The sequence below is a fragment of the Streptomyces bluensis genome, assembly GCF_014650715.1.
GTDB lineage: Bacteria > Actinomycetota > Actinomycetes > Streptomycetales > Streptomycetaceae > Streptomyces > Streptomyces bluensis.
In genome coordinates this window covers 694,225-709,069 of the sequence record NZ_BMVM01000001.1, presented here as the reverse complement: position 1 = coordinate 709,069, position 14,845 = coordinate 694,225, and the positions used below count along the sequence as shown (strand labels likewise).

General features: G+C 70.7%; 15 protein-coding genes. 6 read left to right on the top strand and 9 right to left on the bottom strand.

Features of this window, described 5'->3' with window-relative positions:
- Positions 1-83 precede the first annotated feature (83 nt).
- Entirely contained in the window at positions 84-1,406 is a 1,323-nt protein-coding gene (locus IE262_RS03255) for an SGNH/GDSL hydrolase family protein (protein WP_373304973.1), read from the top strand.
- Between the two features lie 54 nt (positions 1,407-1,460).
- Here IE262_RS03255 and IE262_RS03250 read toward each other — a convergent pair whose 3' ends face one another.
- A complete protein-coding gene (locus tag IE262_RS03250) occupies positions 1,461-2,540 on the bottom strand; it encodes an NADH:flavin oxidoreductase/NADH oxidase (RefSeq protein WP_189871102.1) in 1,080 nt (359 codons plus the stop codon).
- Positions 2,541-2,664: 124 nt separating this feature from the next.
- On the opposite strand from IE262_RS03250, the gene IE262_RS03245 reads away from it, so the two are divergent.
- Positions 2,665-3,021, top strand: coding sequence for an ArsR/SmtB family transcription factor (locus tag IE262_RS03245; RefSeq protein ID WP_134030594.1), 357 nt, complete (start codon positions 2,665-2,667; stop codon positions 3,019-3,021).
- An 84-nt stretch (positions 3,022-3,105) separates the two neighbouring features.
- On the opposite strand, the gene IE262_RS03240 is transcribed toward IE262_RS03245, so the two are convergent.
- Positions 3,106-4,449, bottom strand: a complete 1,344-nt coding sequence (locus tag IE262_RS03240; RefSeq protein ID WP_134030591.1) for an FAD-dependent oxidoreductase — start codon at positions 4,447-4,449, stop codon at positions 3,106-3,108.
- Between the two features lie 184 nt (positions 4,450-4,633).
- On the opposite strand from IE262_RS03240, the gene IE262_RS03235 reads away from it, so the two are divergent.
- On the top strand, positions 4,634-5,104 hold the full coding sequence (locus IE262_RS03235) for a DUF6214 family protein (protein ID WP_134030588.1): 471 nt from the start codon (positions 4,634-4,636) through the stop codon (positions 5,102-5,104).
- Positions 5,105-5,164: 60 nt separating this feature from the next.
- Here IE262_RS03235 and IE262_RS03230 read toward each other — a convergent pair whose 3' ends face one another.
- On the bottom strand, positions 5,165-5,833 hold the full coding sequence (locus IE262_RS03230; protein WP_189871100.1) for a DUF305 domain-containing protein: 669 nt from the start codon (positions 5,831-5,833) through the stop codon (positions 5,165-5,167).
- A gap of 196 nt (positions 5,834-6,029) precedes the next feature.
- Between IE262_RS03230 and IE262_RS03225 the strand changes: the two genes are divergently transcribed.
- On the top strand, positions 6,030-7,532 hold the full coding sequence (locus IE262_RS03225; protein ID WP_134030582.1) for an LVIVD repeat-containing protein: 1,503 nt from the start codon (positions 6,030-6,032) through the stop codon (positions 7,530-7,532).
- Between the two features lie 333 nt (positions 7,533-7,865).
- On the opposite strand, the gene IE262_RS03220 is transcribed toward IE262_RS03225, so the two are convergent.
- The 5 genes from IE262_RS03220 to IE262_RS03200 form a co-directional block, all read right to left on the bottom strand.
- Complete coding sequence (locus tag IE262_RS03220; RefSeq protein WP_134030579.1) at positions 7,866-8,564, bottom strand: HAD family hydrolase; 699 nt, start codon at positions 8,562-8,564, stop codon at positions 7,866-7,868.
- A 33-nt stretch (positions 8,565-8,597) separates the two neighbouring features.
- Positions 8,598-9,281: a phosphatase PAP2 family protein gene (locus IE262_RS03215; protein WP_189871098.1), complete on the bottom strand. Its 684-nt coding sequence runs from the start codon at positions 9,279-9,281 to the stop codon at positions 8,598-8,600.
- Between the two features lie 171 nt (positions 9,282-9,452).
- Positions 9,453-10,388, bottom strand: a complete 936-nt coding sequence (locus IE262_RS03210) for a M56 family metallopeptidase (RefSeq protein WP_189871096.1) — start codon at positions 10,386-10,388, stop codon at positions 9,453-9,455.
- 141 nt (positions 10,389-10,529) lie between these two features.
- Positions 10,530-11,087, bottom strand: coding sequence for a DUF5134 domain-containing protein (locus IE262_RS03205; RefSeq protein ID WP_134030570.1), 558 nt, complete (start codon positions 11,085-11,087; stop codon positions 10,530-10,532).
- 210 nt (positions 11,088-11,297) lie between these two features.
- Positions 11,298-11,690, bottom strand: coding sequence for a VOC family protein (locus IE262_RS03200; RefSeq protein ID WP_134030567.1), 393 nt, complete (start codon positions 11,688-11,690; stop codon positions 11,298-11,300).
- 78 nt (positions 11,691-11,768) lie between these two features.
- Between IE262_RS03200 and IE262_RS03195 the strand changes: the two genes are divergently transcribed.
- Positions 11,769-12,338, top strand: a complete 570-nt coding sequence (locus tag IE262_RS03195; RefSeq protein WP_189871094.1) for a GNAT family N-acetyltransferase — start codon at positions 11,769-11,771, stop codon at positions 12,336-12,338.
- On the opposite strand, the gene IE262_RS03190 is transcribed toward IE262_RS03195, so the two are convergent.
- Positions 12,328-13,011 carry a glycerophosphodiester phosphodiesterase gene (locus IE262_RS03190; RefSeq protein WP_189871092.1) on the bottom strand — a complete coding sequence of 228 codons (684 nt, stop codon included), beginning with the start codon at positions 13,009-13,011 and terminating at the stop codon, positions 12,328-12,330. The genes IE262_RS03195 and IE262_RS03190 overlap by 11 nt on opposite strands.
- A 411-nt stretch (positions 13,012-13,422) precedes the next feature.
- Between IE262_RS03190 and IE262_RS03185 the strand changes: the two genes are divergently transcribed.
- Positions 13,423-14,820 carry a DUF6421 family protein gene (locus IE262_RS03185; RefSeq protein WP_189871090.1) on the top strand — a complete coding sequence of 466 codons (1,398 nt, stop codon included), beginning with the start codon at positions 13,423-13,425 and terminating at the stop codon, positions 14,818-14,820.
- Positions 14,821-14,845: the final 25 nt, after the last annotated feature.

Here is a 14,845-nt window from a genome sequence, read left to right as displayed (position 1 = left end):
AGCCGTCGACCGGAGTGCCGCAGCCGTCGCAGCCATCGCCATGGCAGCCGTCGCGGCCGTGGAGAAGCGCACCCTTCGTCCACCTGATCGCCGTGTGCGTGCTGGCACTGGCCCTCGTCGCCACCTCGTCCGCGATGGGCGCCGTCGGCCACAGCGGCGAACCGTCGGCCGCCCAGCAGTCCCGTACGGCCCAGCGGCACTGGGTGAACACCTGGACCGCGATGCCGCAGCTCACCGAGCCGGGCAACATGCCGCCCCCGCCGTTCACCGGGAGCGACGCCGTCCTGGTCGACACCACCCTGCGGCAGACGTTGCGCGTCTCCACCGGCGGCGAGCGCGTCCGGCTGCGCTTCTCCAACGCCTTCGGCACCGCCGCGTTGCCCCTCACCGCGGTGACCGTGGCCCTGCCCCGAGACGGGCGCGCCGGAGTCAGCGCCGTCGAGCCCGGGAGCCTTCAGCGGGTGACGTTCAACGGACGCCGGTCCGCCACCGTGCCCGTCGGCGCCCAACTGGTCTCCGACCCGCTGGACTTCGAGCTCCGGCCCGGCACGAACCTGACCGTGACGGCCTACCTCGCGGAGGGCCAGAAGTCCCTCGCGCTCACCTCCCACCCGGGCTCCCGTACCACGTCGTACCTCCGGCACGGTGACCACACGACGGCCGCGGACCTGTCCGGGGCGACCGCCACCGACCACTGGTACCTGCTGAGCGACGTCGAGGTCGTCTCCGATGCCACCACGGCCGCCGTCGCCGTCCTGGGCGACTCGCTGACCGACGGCCGTGGCTCCACGACCAACGGCAACAACCGCTGGCCCGACCAGTTCTTCGACCGCCTCCAGGCGCACCCCGCCACTGCCGACGTCGCCGTCCTGAACCAGGCCGCGGGCGGCAACCGGATCCTCAACGACGGCCTCGGCCCCAATGCCCTCGCCCGCCTCGACCGCGACATCCTGGCCCGCAGCGGTGTCGCCTGGCTGATCGTCTTCGAGGGCGTCAACGACCTCGGCACCGCGGCGGCCACCGAGGCCGCCCAGCGCGCCGTCACCGCCGACCTGGTCGCCGCCTACGAGCAGATCGTCGTCCGCGCACACGCACAGGGCATCCGTGTGTACGGCGCGACACTCCTGCCGTTCGGCGGCAACACCCTGTACGACGACCCGGCCGGGCTGCGCGAGGCCTCACGGCGAGCCGTCAACGACTGGATCCGCACCAGCGGCACCTTCGACGCGGTCATCGACCTCGACCGCGCGGTACGCGACCCGGCGGACCCGCGCCGCCTGCGCGCCGAACTCCACGACGGGGACTGGCTGCACCTCAACCCCGAGGGCTACCGGACCCTGGCCGCCGCCGTACCGACCCGGCTCTTCCGAAGCCCGCCCCGGCCCTCCGGCCTCACCGCCGACTGAATCCGGCGCGCTTTCCGGTGGGGCACACGGCACGGCGCGGGGCGGGACGCCCGGTCAGGCGGACCGCAGGTACTGGTCCGGTACGTGGATGTCCGCGCCGAGTTCGCGGGCCGCGAGGCGGGCGAAGGAGGGGTTGCGGAGCAGCTCGCGGCCCAGCAGGACCGCGTCCGCCTCCTCGTTGACCAGGATCTTCTCGGCCTGCTCCGCGTCGGTGATGAGACCGACGGCGGCCACGGGGAGCGTGGTCCGGTCCTTCACCCGGGCGGCGAACGGCACCTGGTAGCCGGGGCCCACCGGGATGCGGACGTGCGGGGCGTTGCCGCCGCTGGAGACGTCCAGCAGGTCGACGCCGTGCTCCTGGAGCGCGGAGGCGAAGCGGACCGTGTCGTCGGCCGTCCAGCCCGCGTCCTGAAGCCAGTCGGTGGCGGAGATACGGAAGAACAGCGGCTTGTCGTCGGGCCACACCTCCCGTACCGCGTCGACGACATCGAGGGCGAAGCGGATGCGGTTCTCGTACGAGCCGCCGTACGCGTCCGTGCGGTGGTTGGAGTGCGGGGAGAGGAACTCGTTGATCAGGTAGCCGTGCGCGCCGTGGATCTCGACGACCTCGAAACCGGCGGCCAGGGCACGCCGGGCGGCCTGAGCGAACCGGCCCGGGATCTCCTTGATCTGATCCACGGTCAGCTCGTCCGGCACCGGGTGTCCCTCGTCGAACGCGATCGCGCTCGGAGCCAGCGGCTGCCACCCGTGGGCGTCCGGCCCGACCGGCGCGCCACCCTTCCAGGGCTGGTCCGTCGAGGCCTTGCGGCCGGCATGAGCGAGCTGGATGCCGGGCACGGTGCCCTGCGCCTTCATGAAGCGCGTGAGCCGGCGGAACGCCTCGACCTGGGTGTCGTTCCAGATCCCGAGGTCGTACGGGGAGATCCGGCCCTCGGGGCCGACGGCGGTCGCCTCGACGAGGATCAGGCCCGTACCACCGGTGGCCCGGGCTCCGTAGTGCGCGAAGTGCCAGTCGCCGGGGGCGCCCGTGTCCGGTCCCTCGGGCGCCGCCGAGTACTGGCACATCGGGGCCATCCACACCCGGTTCGGGATCGTCACGTCACGCAGGCTGAGGGGCTGGAAGAGGGCGCTCATGGTGAGCTGCTCCATTCGTCACGGGGGCCGATGGACGACTCATACGATAGGCATCGTAGTACGGGAAGTGTCAAACTACGAAGGTCCTCGTACAATGGAGTCTCGCGAACGAACTGGAGCCGCCGTGACCCCCGCCGCCCCTGCCGCCGCAGGCCGTGCCCTCCCGCATCCGGCGCGCGACGAGATCCGGCTGGAGGGCGTCCTGCACGCGCTCTCCGACCCGATGCGCCTGCGGATCGTACGAGAGCTCGCCGCCGACCGCGGCGAGCTCTCCTGCTCGGACTTCGACCTGCCGGTCACCAAGTCCACGACCACACACCACTTCCGGGTGCTGCGCGAGAGCGGAGTGATCCGGCAGACCTACCGGGGCACGGCCAAGATGAACGGCCTGCGCGACGACGACCTGGACGACCTCTTCCCGGGTCTCCTCGACAGCCTTCTCGCCGCCGCCGCTCGCCAGGCCGCCCGCCTCGGACGCTGAACCGGGTCGGTGGTGGCGCCGATGGGTGTCATGGCCACCAAAACGCGGGCGGCGCCGGTACGGCCTGCCCCGCGGGCATCCCTGTCATGCGTTTCCGTCACGCGCCGCCGCCAGCAGCGACTTCCAGTCCGGCAGCTTCACCACGCCCCGTCCGAGCGAGGCCCCGAGCTCCGCCTCGGCCCGCTCGATCGCCTGCCACCCGGGCCACTCCACAGGAGTGATCCCCTCCGCCAGCAGCACGGCGAGCGGATCGTCGGACACCTTCCGCCGGGCGAGGACGGGGGCGTCCTCCAGCAGCGAGGTCACCGTCTCCTTGGCGCACGGCCGATTGGTGCCGATCACTCCGGTCGGGCCCCGCTTGATCCACCCGGCCACGTACTCGCCCGGGGCCACCACTCCCTCGCGCAGTACCCGGCCGGCCACATGCGGCACCGTGCCGCGCTCCGCGTCGAACGGCAGCCCGTCGAGCGGCACCCCGCGGTAGCCCACCGACCGCAGCACCAGCTGGGCCTCGATCTCCTCGTACCGCCCGGTGCCCGTCACCCCGCCCCGCCCGTCCGGCTCCGTCCGCTCGAAGCGCACCCCGCACACGCGGTCCCCGTCGGCGAGGAACTCGACGGGCCGGAGGAAGAAGCGCAGCGAGATCGTGTGCCGGTCGTCCCCGGTGGGCGAGGAGGCCCAGCCGCGCAGCACCTCCACGTTGCGGCGCTGGGGGGCGGGCAGACCGGACGGGTCGACGTAGGCCGGATCGAGCTCCAGCTCCGGCGGACGCACGCTCACCCGGGTGTCCGGCATGCTGCCCAGCTCACGCAGCTCCTTGGTGGTGAAGCGCGCCTGGGACGGGCCGCGCCGGCCCACCATGTGGACCTGGGTGACCTCGCTGGCGGCGAGCGCGGTCAGGGCTTCCTGCGGCATGTCGGTGGGGCTCAGCTCCGTCGCACCCCGGGCAAGCATCCGGGTCACGTCCACCGCGACGTTTCCGACGCCGATCACCACGGCCGCCCGGGCACCGAGCACGAACCCGTCCGCGAGAGAGTCCGGGTGGGCGCTGTACCAGGACACGAACTCCGTGGCCGACCAACTGCCCCGCAGGTCCTCGCCCGGGATGCCCAGACGCCGGTCCGTGGCGGCGCCCACGCAGTACACCACCGCGTGGTACAGCTCCCGCAGCCGCTCGACCGGCAGTCCGGCCGGACCGACCTCGACGCCGCCGAGGAAACGTACCCGCTCGTGCTCCAGCACGGTCCGCAGATTGTTCTGCAGCGACTTGATCTTCTCGTGGTCGGGCGCGACCCCGTACCGCACCAGGCCGTAGGGGCACGGCAGCCGGTCCAGGACGTCGACGTGCACCGAGGGATCCTGCTGCACCAGGGTCTGCGCGGAGTAGACCCCGCTGGGACCCGAGCCGACGACGGCGACACGCAGCACGGGGGACTCCTTAAACGAGGAGATCGCTGATGCCTTAAGCATCGCACCGCACCGGCCGGCATGGGAGGAACGCGAGCGCGACACCACCCGAGGGAGTGGCGCCCGCTGCGCTGACGGGGTGCCGTAGGGGTCGGGCTCGCGTGGTGGTGCGCGGCGCGTGTGATCATTCACCTACGTTGTGCGTGTGCTGGCAGAATCCTTCATTCACCTTTCTGGCCGGAACCGTCCCGACGGGGTCGTCTCCGTGTGGCCCGCGTGGGAAGTGCAGGAGCACGACGGAGCCACGGCCTGGTACAACGCCCGGCTGATCTTCCCCGACGGTGCCCGTGTCGACGTACTCGCCGTGGTGTCCGAAGGGCACGTCCTCCTCGAAGAGGTACGGGCCCAGCCGTCGCTGTCCCTGGACGACCTGACCGTGCTCGCGGACTGGATCGAGGGTCCCCTCTTCGAGGCGTGCGGCGCCCGGTCGGCCTGGCCGCACGGCGTCGAGGGGCGGCGGCGCGTCGCCGAGGAGTACCGCGCCGCCCAGGAGCAGGGGATCGATCCGGTCCTCGCGGTGATGCGTGCGACCGGTCACAGCCGCCGCAGATCACTCAAGCTGATCGCAGGAGCTCGGGACGAGGGTTTCCTGACACCGCGTCACACGCGACGCTAGGGCCTGTCGCCACACAGAGGGTCAGAGGGCCTGTTGCGGTCGCCCCGCGTGCGGCGACCGTCACAGCATCTCGCGCATCCGGCTCATCTCCGCCGTCTGCTGCGCGATCACGTCGTCGGCCATCTCCTCGACCAGGATGTTGTTGCCCGCCGCCTTCAGGTCCGTGGCCATCGTGATGGCCCCCTCGTGATGGGTGGTCATCAGCGTCAGGAAGAGCTGGTCGAACGCCTTCCCCTTCGCCGCACGCAGCTTCTCCAGCTGTGCCTCGGTGGCCATCCCGGGCATCGCCTCGTGGTCGTGCCCGCCCGAAGTGCCCTTCTTCTCATCGCCGTTGATCTTCAGCCAGCCCTTCATGGCGTCGATCTCCGGCTGTTGCGCGGCCGAGATGCGCGCGGCGAGGCGCTTGACCTGGGTCGACTCGGCGCGGCTGGGCACGAGTTCGGTCATCTCCACGGCCTGGGTGTGGTGCTTGATCATCATCTGCGCGTAGGCGAAGTCCGCCGCGTTGGGCGAGTCGTCCTCGGCGCGCCGCTTCGCGGCGTCCTCGGCGGAGAGGGTTTCGGCGGCCTCACCCGGCTTGCCGGGGGCGATCACGGCGGACCCGCTCGCCTTCGGGGCGTCGGCGTCCCCGCCCGGGTCCGAACCGGAGTCGCACCCCGTGAGCGCGAGCAGGGCGGCCGCCGCCAACGCCGGGAACAGTGGCGCGCGGAACGTACGGCGAACGAGCACAGTGACCTCCTGGAACACAGGAACCGATGTACACCTGGTGAGTGTTGGTGACCGGTCTAGCACGCTTCAGGACGTCGATGATCAAAAATATTCATTACGAGTGTGTTGCCATCTATTGATCTGTGCATGATGCAGACGATACTGCGGTGGTCCATGAACCGTTCACTTGCGAACGGCCAACGAGGGAGGACGCACAGTGACCCTGTTGAACGACCAGCGAACACGCCGCAGACGCCTTGGAGTTGCGGGGGCGGCGGCGGGGCTCCTGGCCGCGCTGCTCACCGCCGGGCCGGCGGCCGCGACGCCCGACCCGGGTGATCGTCCCGCCGCGCCGGAGAAGGTCTCCAAGAGTGACGCCGCCGAGGCGAGGGCGGCGATCGAGAGCGGTGACATACCCGGGCAGGACGAGATCGTCCACTCGGACAACATGAAGCACGTCACCAACATCCCCAAGGACCTGCTGCCCGGCACCAACTCGGACCTGGCGTTCCAGGGCAGGTACGCCTTCGCCGGCAACTACGACGGCTTCCGCATCTTCGACATCAGCAACCCGAAGGCGCCGAAGACGGTGTCCCAGGTGCTGTGCCCGGGCTCGCAGAACGACATCTCCGTCTCCGGCAACCTGCTGTTCCTGTCCACCGACTCCTCGCGCAGCGACAGCTCCTGCAACAGCACCACGCAGCCCGCGACCGAGAAGTCCTCGTGGGAGGGTATGAAGGTCTTCGACATCAGCGACAAGCAGAACCCCAAGTACGTCGCCGCCGTCGAGACCGCCTGCGGCTCGCACACCCACTCGCTGGTGCCCGAACGCAGGAACGTCTACATCTACGTCTCCTCCTACTCGCCGAGCGCCTCGTTCCCCGACTGCCAGCCGCCGCACGACGGCATCTCCGTCATCAAGGTGCCGCGCAGTGCGCCCGAGAAGGCGGCCGTGGTGAACTTCCCGGTGCTCTTCCCTGGTGAGGGGCCGGACGGCGGCGGCAACCCGGGCGGGCCCACCAACCCGGGTGTGTCCAAGACGACCGGCTGCCACGACATCACCGTGCTGCCCTCCAAGGACCTCGCGGCGGGCGCCTGCATGGGCGACGGCATCCTCCTCGACATCAAGGACCCCGAGCGCCCGAAGGTCATCGACCAGGTCCAGGACAACGTGAACTTCGCGTTCTGGCACTCGGCGACCTTCAACCAGAAGGCCAACAAGGTCGTCTTCACCGACGAGTTGGGCGGCGGCGGCGCGGCCACCTGCAACGAGGCCATCGGTCCCAACCGCGGTGCGGACGGCATCTACGACATCGTCGGCAAGGGCGACGACCGCAAGCTCGTCTTCCGCAGCTACTACAAGATCCCGCGCCACCAGGCCGACACCGAGAACTGTGTCGCTCACAACGGCTCGCTGATCCCGGTGAAGGGCAAGGACATCATGGTCCAGGCCTGGTACCAGGGCGGCGTCTCCGTCTGGGACTTCACCGACTCCTCGAAGCCCAAGGAGATCGCCTACTTCGAGCGCGGTCCGATCAGCACCGACACCCTCGTGGGCGGCGGCACCTGGTCGGCGTACTACTACAACGGCTACATCTACTCGAACGACATGGTGAAGGGCTTCGACGTCCTGAAGCTCAGCGACCGCCGCACCGACCCGGCCGAGCGGGTCCGTCTGAGCGAGCTCAACGTGCAAACGCAGCCGGACTACTTCGACTGATCTGCCCGATCCATCTGATCCATCTGATCCGAGCGCCGGTCGTCCGCCCCGTCCGCGGGGCGGACGACCGCTCGTTGACGAGCTCAGCCGGACCCGCAGAAGCCGTTTCCTGCAACGCCGTCATCATTCTTCGTTGACCGAGGCGTTGCGTGGGGACATCCTGTAACTCCTGCGTTGACTGTCCGCCGGTCAACTATACTCAGCGCCTCCGGGTGATCACCCTGTGTGGGTGCGCCCTGAGCTGCCCGTCCCGGGCCACGCGGGGGATGGTCCGGGACGGGTGTGGAGTGCCACCGGCCCGGTCCGGTTCCCCCGGCGGACTTGGGCGCTTCCTCAGCCGACCAGATCCAGCACGGGCCGCAGTCCGTCCGGCCGTTCCGCTGCCGGCAGATGGTCCACGAAGTGCACCGCACAGCCCAGCGCCGCGGCACCTCCGTCGGCGGCAGGCTGATCGCCGACCATCAGCGTGTCCTCGGGCGCCACACCCAACGCCTCGCACGCGACGGCGAACAGTCGCGGATCGGGCTTCTGAACGCCGTGTTCGTACGACAGCACGTACGTGCCCACGTGCGCGTGGAGGCCGTGGTGGTGGAACACCGGCCGCAGGTCCCAGCCGATGTTGCTGACCACGCCGACGGCCACACCGCGCTCACGCAGCGCGGCCAGCACCTCGGCCGCGTCCGGGTACGGGTCCCAGGCGACCGGCGCCATGTGGCGGTCGTACAGGGCCTCGTGGAGCGCCGGATCCGGCAGGGACACCTGGCGGGAGAGACCGGTGTAGGCGGCCCGGTGGTGCTCGGCGCTCTGGTCCCGTACCGCCCACAGGTCGCCCAGCTCACCCGTCGGCGCTGTCGCTGGGAACGCCCCGCCCGCCAGCGCACCCGCCCTCTCCAGAGCCTCGGCGGTCCGGATCACGTCGGACTCCGGCAGGGCGACATCGGCCTCCGCCAGCACCGCGCGCAGCCAGGACTCGGTGGACTCGATACGGAAGAGGGTGCCCGAGAAGTCGAAGAGCACGGCTTTGATCGTCATGACGAGGATCCTTCGTGCCGGGCGGCGAAAAGGTCAAGAACGCCACGCGCCATGCCACTTCTCGTACGACCACATCGCCAGCACCACCGTGAGCGCCCCCAGCAGCCAGCCGCCCAGCACGTCCGACGGCCAGTGCACGCCCAGCCAGATCCGGCTCAGACCGACCCCCACGACGGAGACCACGGACACGGTGACGGCCGTCCGCCACAGGACGCGCCCGGCGCCGTACAGATGCAGCAGCCACAGCACCAGGCCGCACACCACCGTGGCGGTCATGGCGTGGCCCGACGGGAACGCCGCGTAGTGGGCCGAGTCCACGGGGTCGGGCCACACGGGCCGCTCCCGGCCGACCGCGGCCTTCATGCCCTGCTGCACCAGGGTGCCCAGTGCGCAGGTCACCGCCACCCAGAGGGCGAGCATCCGGGCCGACCGCCTCCACACCAGCCACACGACGGCGACCGCGGCGATGACCCGCATCGTGAGCGGGTCCCACACCCAGTCCGTCAGGATGCGGAACACCTGGGTGACGCCCGGCTCGTCGACCGCCCAGCCGTGCGTGGTGCGCGCGATGTCGCCGTCCAGCGACATGAGCGGCTGCCAGGAGGCGGTCACCAGCAGCAGGAGCAGCACGGAGGGCAGGGCGAGGGCGCCGGCGGTGCGCACGACGGTCCGGGTGCCGGGGGAGCGGGGCGGTGAGTCGACGGCCACGGGGTGCATGAAGTGATCCTCGCCGACCAGGGGGGTCGGAAGCGAACTCCGGGGCGTGAGGTTCCCCTCACGTGACGCGAAGGGAACCATGTCGTCCGGTTGGTTCGTTGTCCTTCGTCCGACCCGATCCGGTGAGGCCCGGCAACCACCCGGAAATGACCGGGACTTGCCCAAGGCCGCTCAGCCGAGCGCCCGCAGCCCCGGTACGAACGTCACCAGCAGCGGGATCACCGGCACCAGCGCCGCGGCCGCCGTCAGACGCAACCGCCGGGCCGCGGTGAGCCGGTCCGGGGGAGTGAGCAGCCGCTGGACGCGCTGCGGGACATGAGCTTCCGGGGTCGGACAAGGGCCGAAGACCCCCCGGTCCTCGTTGAGCCCGACGAGCGCGAGGGCGATCGTGAGGCGGCCGAAGCGGCGCGAGGCCATGTCGTCGGCGGCGAGCTCGACCAGACGGTGCATCTCGTCACGGAACGCGGCGAACACGGGCACCTGCGGAAACCCGTTCGCGAGCGCGGCGGAGCAGTGCAGCAGCCAGTCGTGCCGCGCCCGTGCGTGCCCCTGCTCGTGTGCGAGGACGGCGTCCAGCTGGCGGCCCTTCAGACGCCGCAACGCGGCCGTCGTGATGACCAGTTGGGGGGCCGCCCCCGGGAGCCACCAGGCGTCGGGGCGCTCGCCCTCCAGGACGACGAGACGCTCCGGACCGGGCTCCTCGCCCGGCAACAGCGGGGCGCGCACCAGGAGTTCGACCCGTCGTTGCCGACGGCGCCGCCGCGCCCGTACGACCTCGCGCACCAGCATCGCCGCGGTCCACAGACCACCGAACGCCAGCGCCACGGCGGTCGTAGCGGCCCACGGGTTACCCGTGCTCAGCGCGTACGCCTCCACGACCTCGTGCGGTGCCGGCGCGAACACATGGCCCCGCACGGCCGCCCACGCGGCGGCCGCGCTCAGCGTCATCGACAGCGCGCAGCACAGCAGCACGGCGACGACCACGCATTGCCACATCCAGAGGGCGACCACCGGTTCGCGGTCCGGCCAGTCGGCCCGGGCGAGCAGCCGCGGGGCGACGACAGCGGTCAGGGCGCCGAGCAGCATCAGTGCCGCGGGGACCATCATGGGGCGAAGCCTATGAGTGACGCGGCCCGCGGGGACATGGCCGCGGGTGGCAAAGTGACGCAGACCACGTTTCGCACCGCCCAAGGCCGACGACCTCGCCCGGGACGCTTGTCCTGGGGCGGGCTGTTCTGGGGGTGCTCGTCACAGCGCCAGCAGCATGGCGAGCATGGCGATGCCCATCGACAGCCGACAGGCTCGCGCCACCTCGGGCCGGTCGCTCCAGCCCATGGCCCCCGCGGAACGTCCGCCTCCGGCGACAGCCGCCACCGGTATCAGCCGGACCCCGGCCCACAGGACGTACGCGGTGAAGTACAACAGGAGCGCACCCGTCACCAGAGGTACTCCCGAGGGGCCGTGCCCGCCATGGGCTCCGGGTGCGACGGCCATCACTGCCGCCGTGTAGACCATCGCCAGCGCGCCCACCGCGTGGTGCAGATGGGGCGGGCTCGTCCGGGCCGCCCACAGGGCGCGCAGCGCCGCCGCGCCGAACACGGCCGCGTACGCCAGCCAGGCCCAGCGCGGCGGGGCCAGGACCGCTGTCGGCACGGCCATCGCGGCCATGCCGAAGCCCATGAGCGCCTCGTCGCCCGCGGTGCGGCGCTGCTCCTCGACGGGGCTGCGCGTCCGCAGCAGGCAAGCGACGCCGGCCGCCGCGCACAGCGCGACCAGCAGCCAGCCGGGAGCAACCGCTCCGTGCACCGCGCACCTCCCCCTCGACGGTGTCGGACAGACGGTCAGGGCATGCCCGGAGCGCGCGGTGCGTACGCGAGCGCAAGGGTGTACGCGGGGGCGTGTGGAAGGCAGCTCGCCTACCAGAGGGCGGTGCTGGGCGGTTGGACGGCCCTTCCGGCACGCTGAGGCCACTGGTGGTGCCGTGCGGCCCGCGTACCCTCGGATCGTTGCCGGGGCTCAGATCCCCGGCCGGTAGCGCAGCGGATGGTCCGCGGGCACCTCGACGAGCACGATCTCCGTGCCGTCCGGGTCCGCGATCCACATCTCGACCAGCCCCCAGGGCTCCCGCACCGGCGGCCGGAGCACCTCGACCCCGGCGGCCCGCAGCTCCTCGTACGCTCCCGTCACGTCCGCGACCTGGAGCCACAGCTTCAGCGCGGGTGACGGCGGAGTGTCGGACCGGCCCGCGACCTCCAGGAAACCGCCGCCGAGGAAGTACACGGTGCCGCGCTCGGGGCCCGTGCCGAACTCGCGGTAGACGGGAAGGCCCAGTCGCCCGCCGTAGAAGGCGCGGGAGCGGTCGGGGTCGGTGGGGCGCAGGAGGATGCGGCTGCTCAGTACGTGGACCATACGTGCGGAGCGTAGTGGGCGCGGGGATACCCTCAACGGTGCCCGCGCCGCACCACCGACCGCCCCAGGAGCCGACCCATGGACACCGCCGACGGCCTGACCTTCCGCGAAGCGACCGACGCCGATGTGGACGCCCTCGTCGCGCTGATCGAGTCGGCGTACCGCGGGGACTCCAGCCGCGTCGGCTGGACCACCGAGGCGGACATCCTGGAGGGGCAGCGCACCGACCCCGAGGGCGTGCTCGCCGTCATCAAGTCGCCCGACAGCCGTCTGCTGACCGTCGAGCGCGACGGCACCGTTGTCGCCTGCTGCCAGCTCGAACACCGCGGCGACCACGCCTACTTCGGGATGTTCGCCGTCAGCCCGCCGCTCCAGGGTGCCGGGCTCGGCAAGGTGATCATCGCGGAGGCCGAACGGACCGTGCGCGAGACCTGGGGCGCCCAGGAGATGCACATGACCGTGATCTCCGTGCGCGGCGACCTCATCGCCTGGTACGAGCGGCGCGGCTACCGCCGTACGGGACGGATGACCCCCTTCCCGTACGGCGACGAGCGGTTCGGTGTCCCCCAGCGCGACGATCTGCAGTTCGAGCTTCTGGTCAAGGAACTGGGCCGGCCGGGGCAGAACCCCAGGACCGTTACGCCGTGAAGCGGCCCGTGCGCTTGATCTCCGGGTAGTCGGTCGTCGCGCCGTCCAGCTCCAGCGCGCGCACCAGCCGCAGGTGGTCCTGCGTGTTGACCACCCAGCCGATGATCCTGAGGTCGGCCTTGCGGGCGTGCTCGACGACCTCCAGCGTGAGCCGCCGGATGTTCAGGACGAGCGTGGCCGCGCCGACCGCGGTGGCGCGCTTCACGACGTCCGTGCCGTAGCGGCTGGCCACCAGCGCGGTCCGCACACCCGGGACGAGGCGGCTGGTCTCGGCGAGCGCCTCGTCGTGGAAGGACAGCACCTCCACGCGCGAGACCAGGTCACGGTGGTGCATCACCTCCGCGAGCGCCCGCGCCGCCGCCACGTCCTTGATCTCGGCCTGGAGCGGGGCCTTCACCGCGTCCAGGACCTCCTCGAACGTCGGGATGCGCTCACCGCGGCCGGCGTCCAGGGCGCGCAGCTCGGCGAGGGTCTTGTCGGCGATGGCCCCGGTGCCGTCCGTCGTACGGTCCACGTCGGCGTCGTGCATGACGACGAGGGCGCCGTCCTTGCTCAGGTGGAGGTCGAGTTCGATGAGGTCGAGGCCGGCCTGCTGCGCGGCGACGAAGGAACGGAGGGTGTTCTCGGGCTCGACACCCATGATTCCGCGATGACCGATGGTGAGGAAGTTCAAGGTTGACTCGCTTCCGTCGACGGCGGCTCGGGCCGCGTGGCCGGAAGGGAGCGCTTCACGCGGCAAGGCCGCAGCGTAGTCGCCTGGACGTGTGATGTGTCCGGTCGTGCACGGGCTCGTGGAGGCGTAGGGCGCCGGAGAACAGGAAGGTTCCCTCGGTGACCGCAAGGATTCGGTCACTCCGGGGTGGGCGAGTCCGGTGAGCGCTTGACTCCCGTCACACGACTGCACTCGACGGGTGCGTCCGATCGGACGAGCGGAGCGGAAGTCGTTGCCCGATCCGATTCCGACAGGAAAATTGCCGGTAAATGCGGGCTGGCGCAGGATGACTTCCTGCTGGCCGGTCTTGCGGGAATGATCCGGCCCTGCATACGGTGTCCCTACGCGAGGTTCTCCCGTGGAGGATGGGTTATGACGGAAATTCTTGTGCAGGCAGGCGTGGAAGGGAAGGTTCCTCCTGTGGGCAAGGTGGTGGATCACCCAGCCTGGCCCGTGCTCAAGGATGCCGTGGAGCAAATCCGGCCATGGCAGGCCAAGGACGGCTCCATCGACTTCGGAGCCGAGGGTGCTCCGGACCCCTCGGACGCCGAACTGGCCGTACGCCGGGTCGTCGACGCCGTCGAGGAACTCTCGCCGCTCCTGCCGCACGACGCGGCCTACCACCAGGCACTCGTGAAGGACCTGCGCCGCTGGGCCGATGAAGGCTTCGCCGTGCCCGACTTCCTCGACTCGCTGCTGGCCTTCCAGCCCGCGGCCCACCGCGAGGACGGCCTCCAGCACCTGGTCGTCTTCCCGATGTACACGCAGAACGGCAACCCGGACCGCAACCTGGAGGCCGTCGTCCTGCGCATGGTGTGGCCGGACTGGCTGGCCGAACTGGAGCGCACCCGCTACGACAACCCGCTGTTCTGCGGCATCACCTTCGAGGACTTCACCGCCGGCTACGACACCAACTCGGCCGTCCTCTTCCCGGAGACCATTGCCGTGCGCCAGGCGCCGGAACGTTTCTCCTGGGGCGGTATCTTCTGCGACCGCGAGGCCGCCCGCTTCCGCCGTGTCACGGAGGCCGCCGTCGACATCCTGGGGCTCGAACTGCCCGACGACATTCGCGAGATGGTCTCCGACCAGGACCGCTGCCAGCAGGCGTTCGTCCTGTGGGACATGGTCCACGACCGTACCCACAGCCACGGCGACCTGCCCTTCGACCCGTTCATGATCAAGCAGCGGCAGCCCTTCTGGATGTACGGCCTGGAGGAGCTGCGGTGCGATCTCACCGCCTTCAGGGAGGCCGTGAAGCTGGAGGCCGACGGCTTCTCCCAGGGCCGTGACGTGCAGTACGCGGTGCTGTTCGACCGTATGTTCCGCTTCCCTGTCACCGGTGACCGTGTCCGCAACTACGACGGCCTCGGCGGTCAGCTTCTGTTCGCCTACCTGCACAAGCACGACGTCGTCCGCTGGACCGACAACAAGCTCTCCATCGACTGGCAGCGCGCCCCCCAGGTCACCAACCGGCTGTGCGCCGAGATCGAGCAGCTGTACCGCGACGGCATCGACCGCCCCAAGCTCGTGCACTGGTTCGCCGGGTACGAGCTGGTCTCCACCTACCTCGCCCCGCACCCGGGCTCCCGCTGGGCCAAGGGCCCGGACGCCCTGGACCTGACCCAGCCCCCGCGGAAGCTCGTCGACGACGTGCTTCCGGACGAGTTTCCGCTGAGCATGTTCTATGAGGCTCTTTCCAAGAAGCTGCGGCATGTGATCGCCTCGACCCGGGGTATCACCGCGGAGAGCACCCAGCGGGTCGCCGCGTGAGCGCCACCCGTACCGAGAACGCTCA

Coding starts and splice junctions, on each gene's coding strand:
- IE262_RS03250 (WP_189871102.1), bottom strand. CDS start 2,540: ATGAGCGCCCTCTTCCAGCCCCTCAGCCTGCGTGACGTGACGATCCCG.
- IE262_RS03220 (WP_134030579.1), bottom strand. CDS start 8,564: ATGACGATCAAAGCCGTGCTCTTCGACTTCTCGGGCACCCTCTTCCGT.
- IE262_RS03215 (WP_189871098.1), bottom strand. CDS start 9,281: ATGCACCCCGTGGCCGTCGACTCACCGCCCCGCTCCCCCGGCACCCGG.
- IE262_RS03210 (WP_189871096.1), bottom strand. CDS start 10,388: ATGATGGTCCCCGCGGCACTGATGCTGCTCGGCGCCCTGACCGCTGTC.
- IE262_RS03200 (WP_134030567.1), bottom strand. CDS start 11,690: ATGGTCCACGTACTGAGCAGCCGCATCCTCCTGCGCCCCACCGACCCC.
- IE262_RS03195 (WP_189871094.1), top strand. CDS start 11,769: ATGGACACCGCCGACGGCCTGACCTTCCGCGAAGCGACCGACGCCGAT.
- IE262_RS03185 (WP_189871090.1), top strand. CDS start 13,423: ATGACGGAAATTCTTGTGCAGGCAGGCGTGGAAGGGAAGGTTCCTCCT.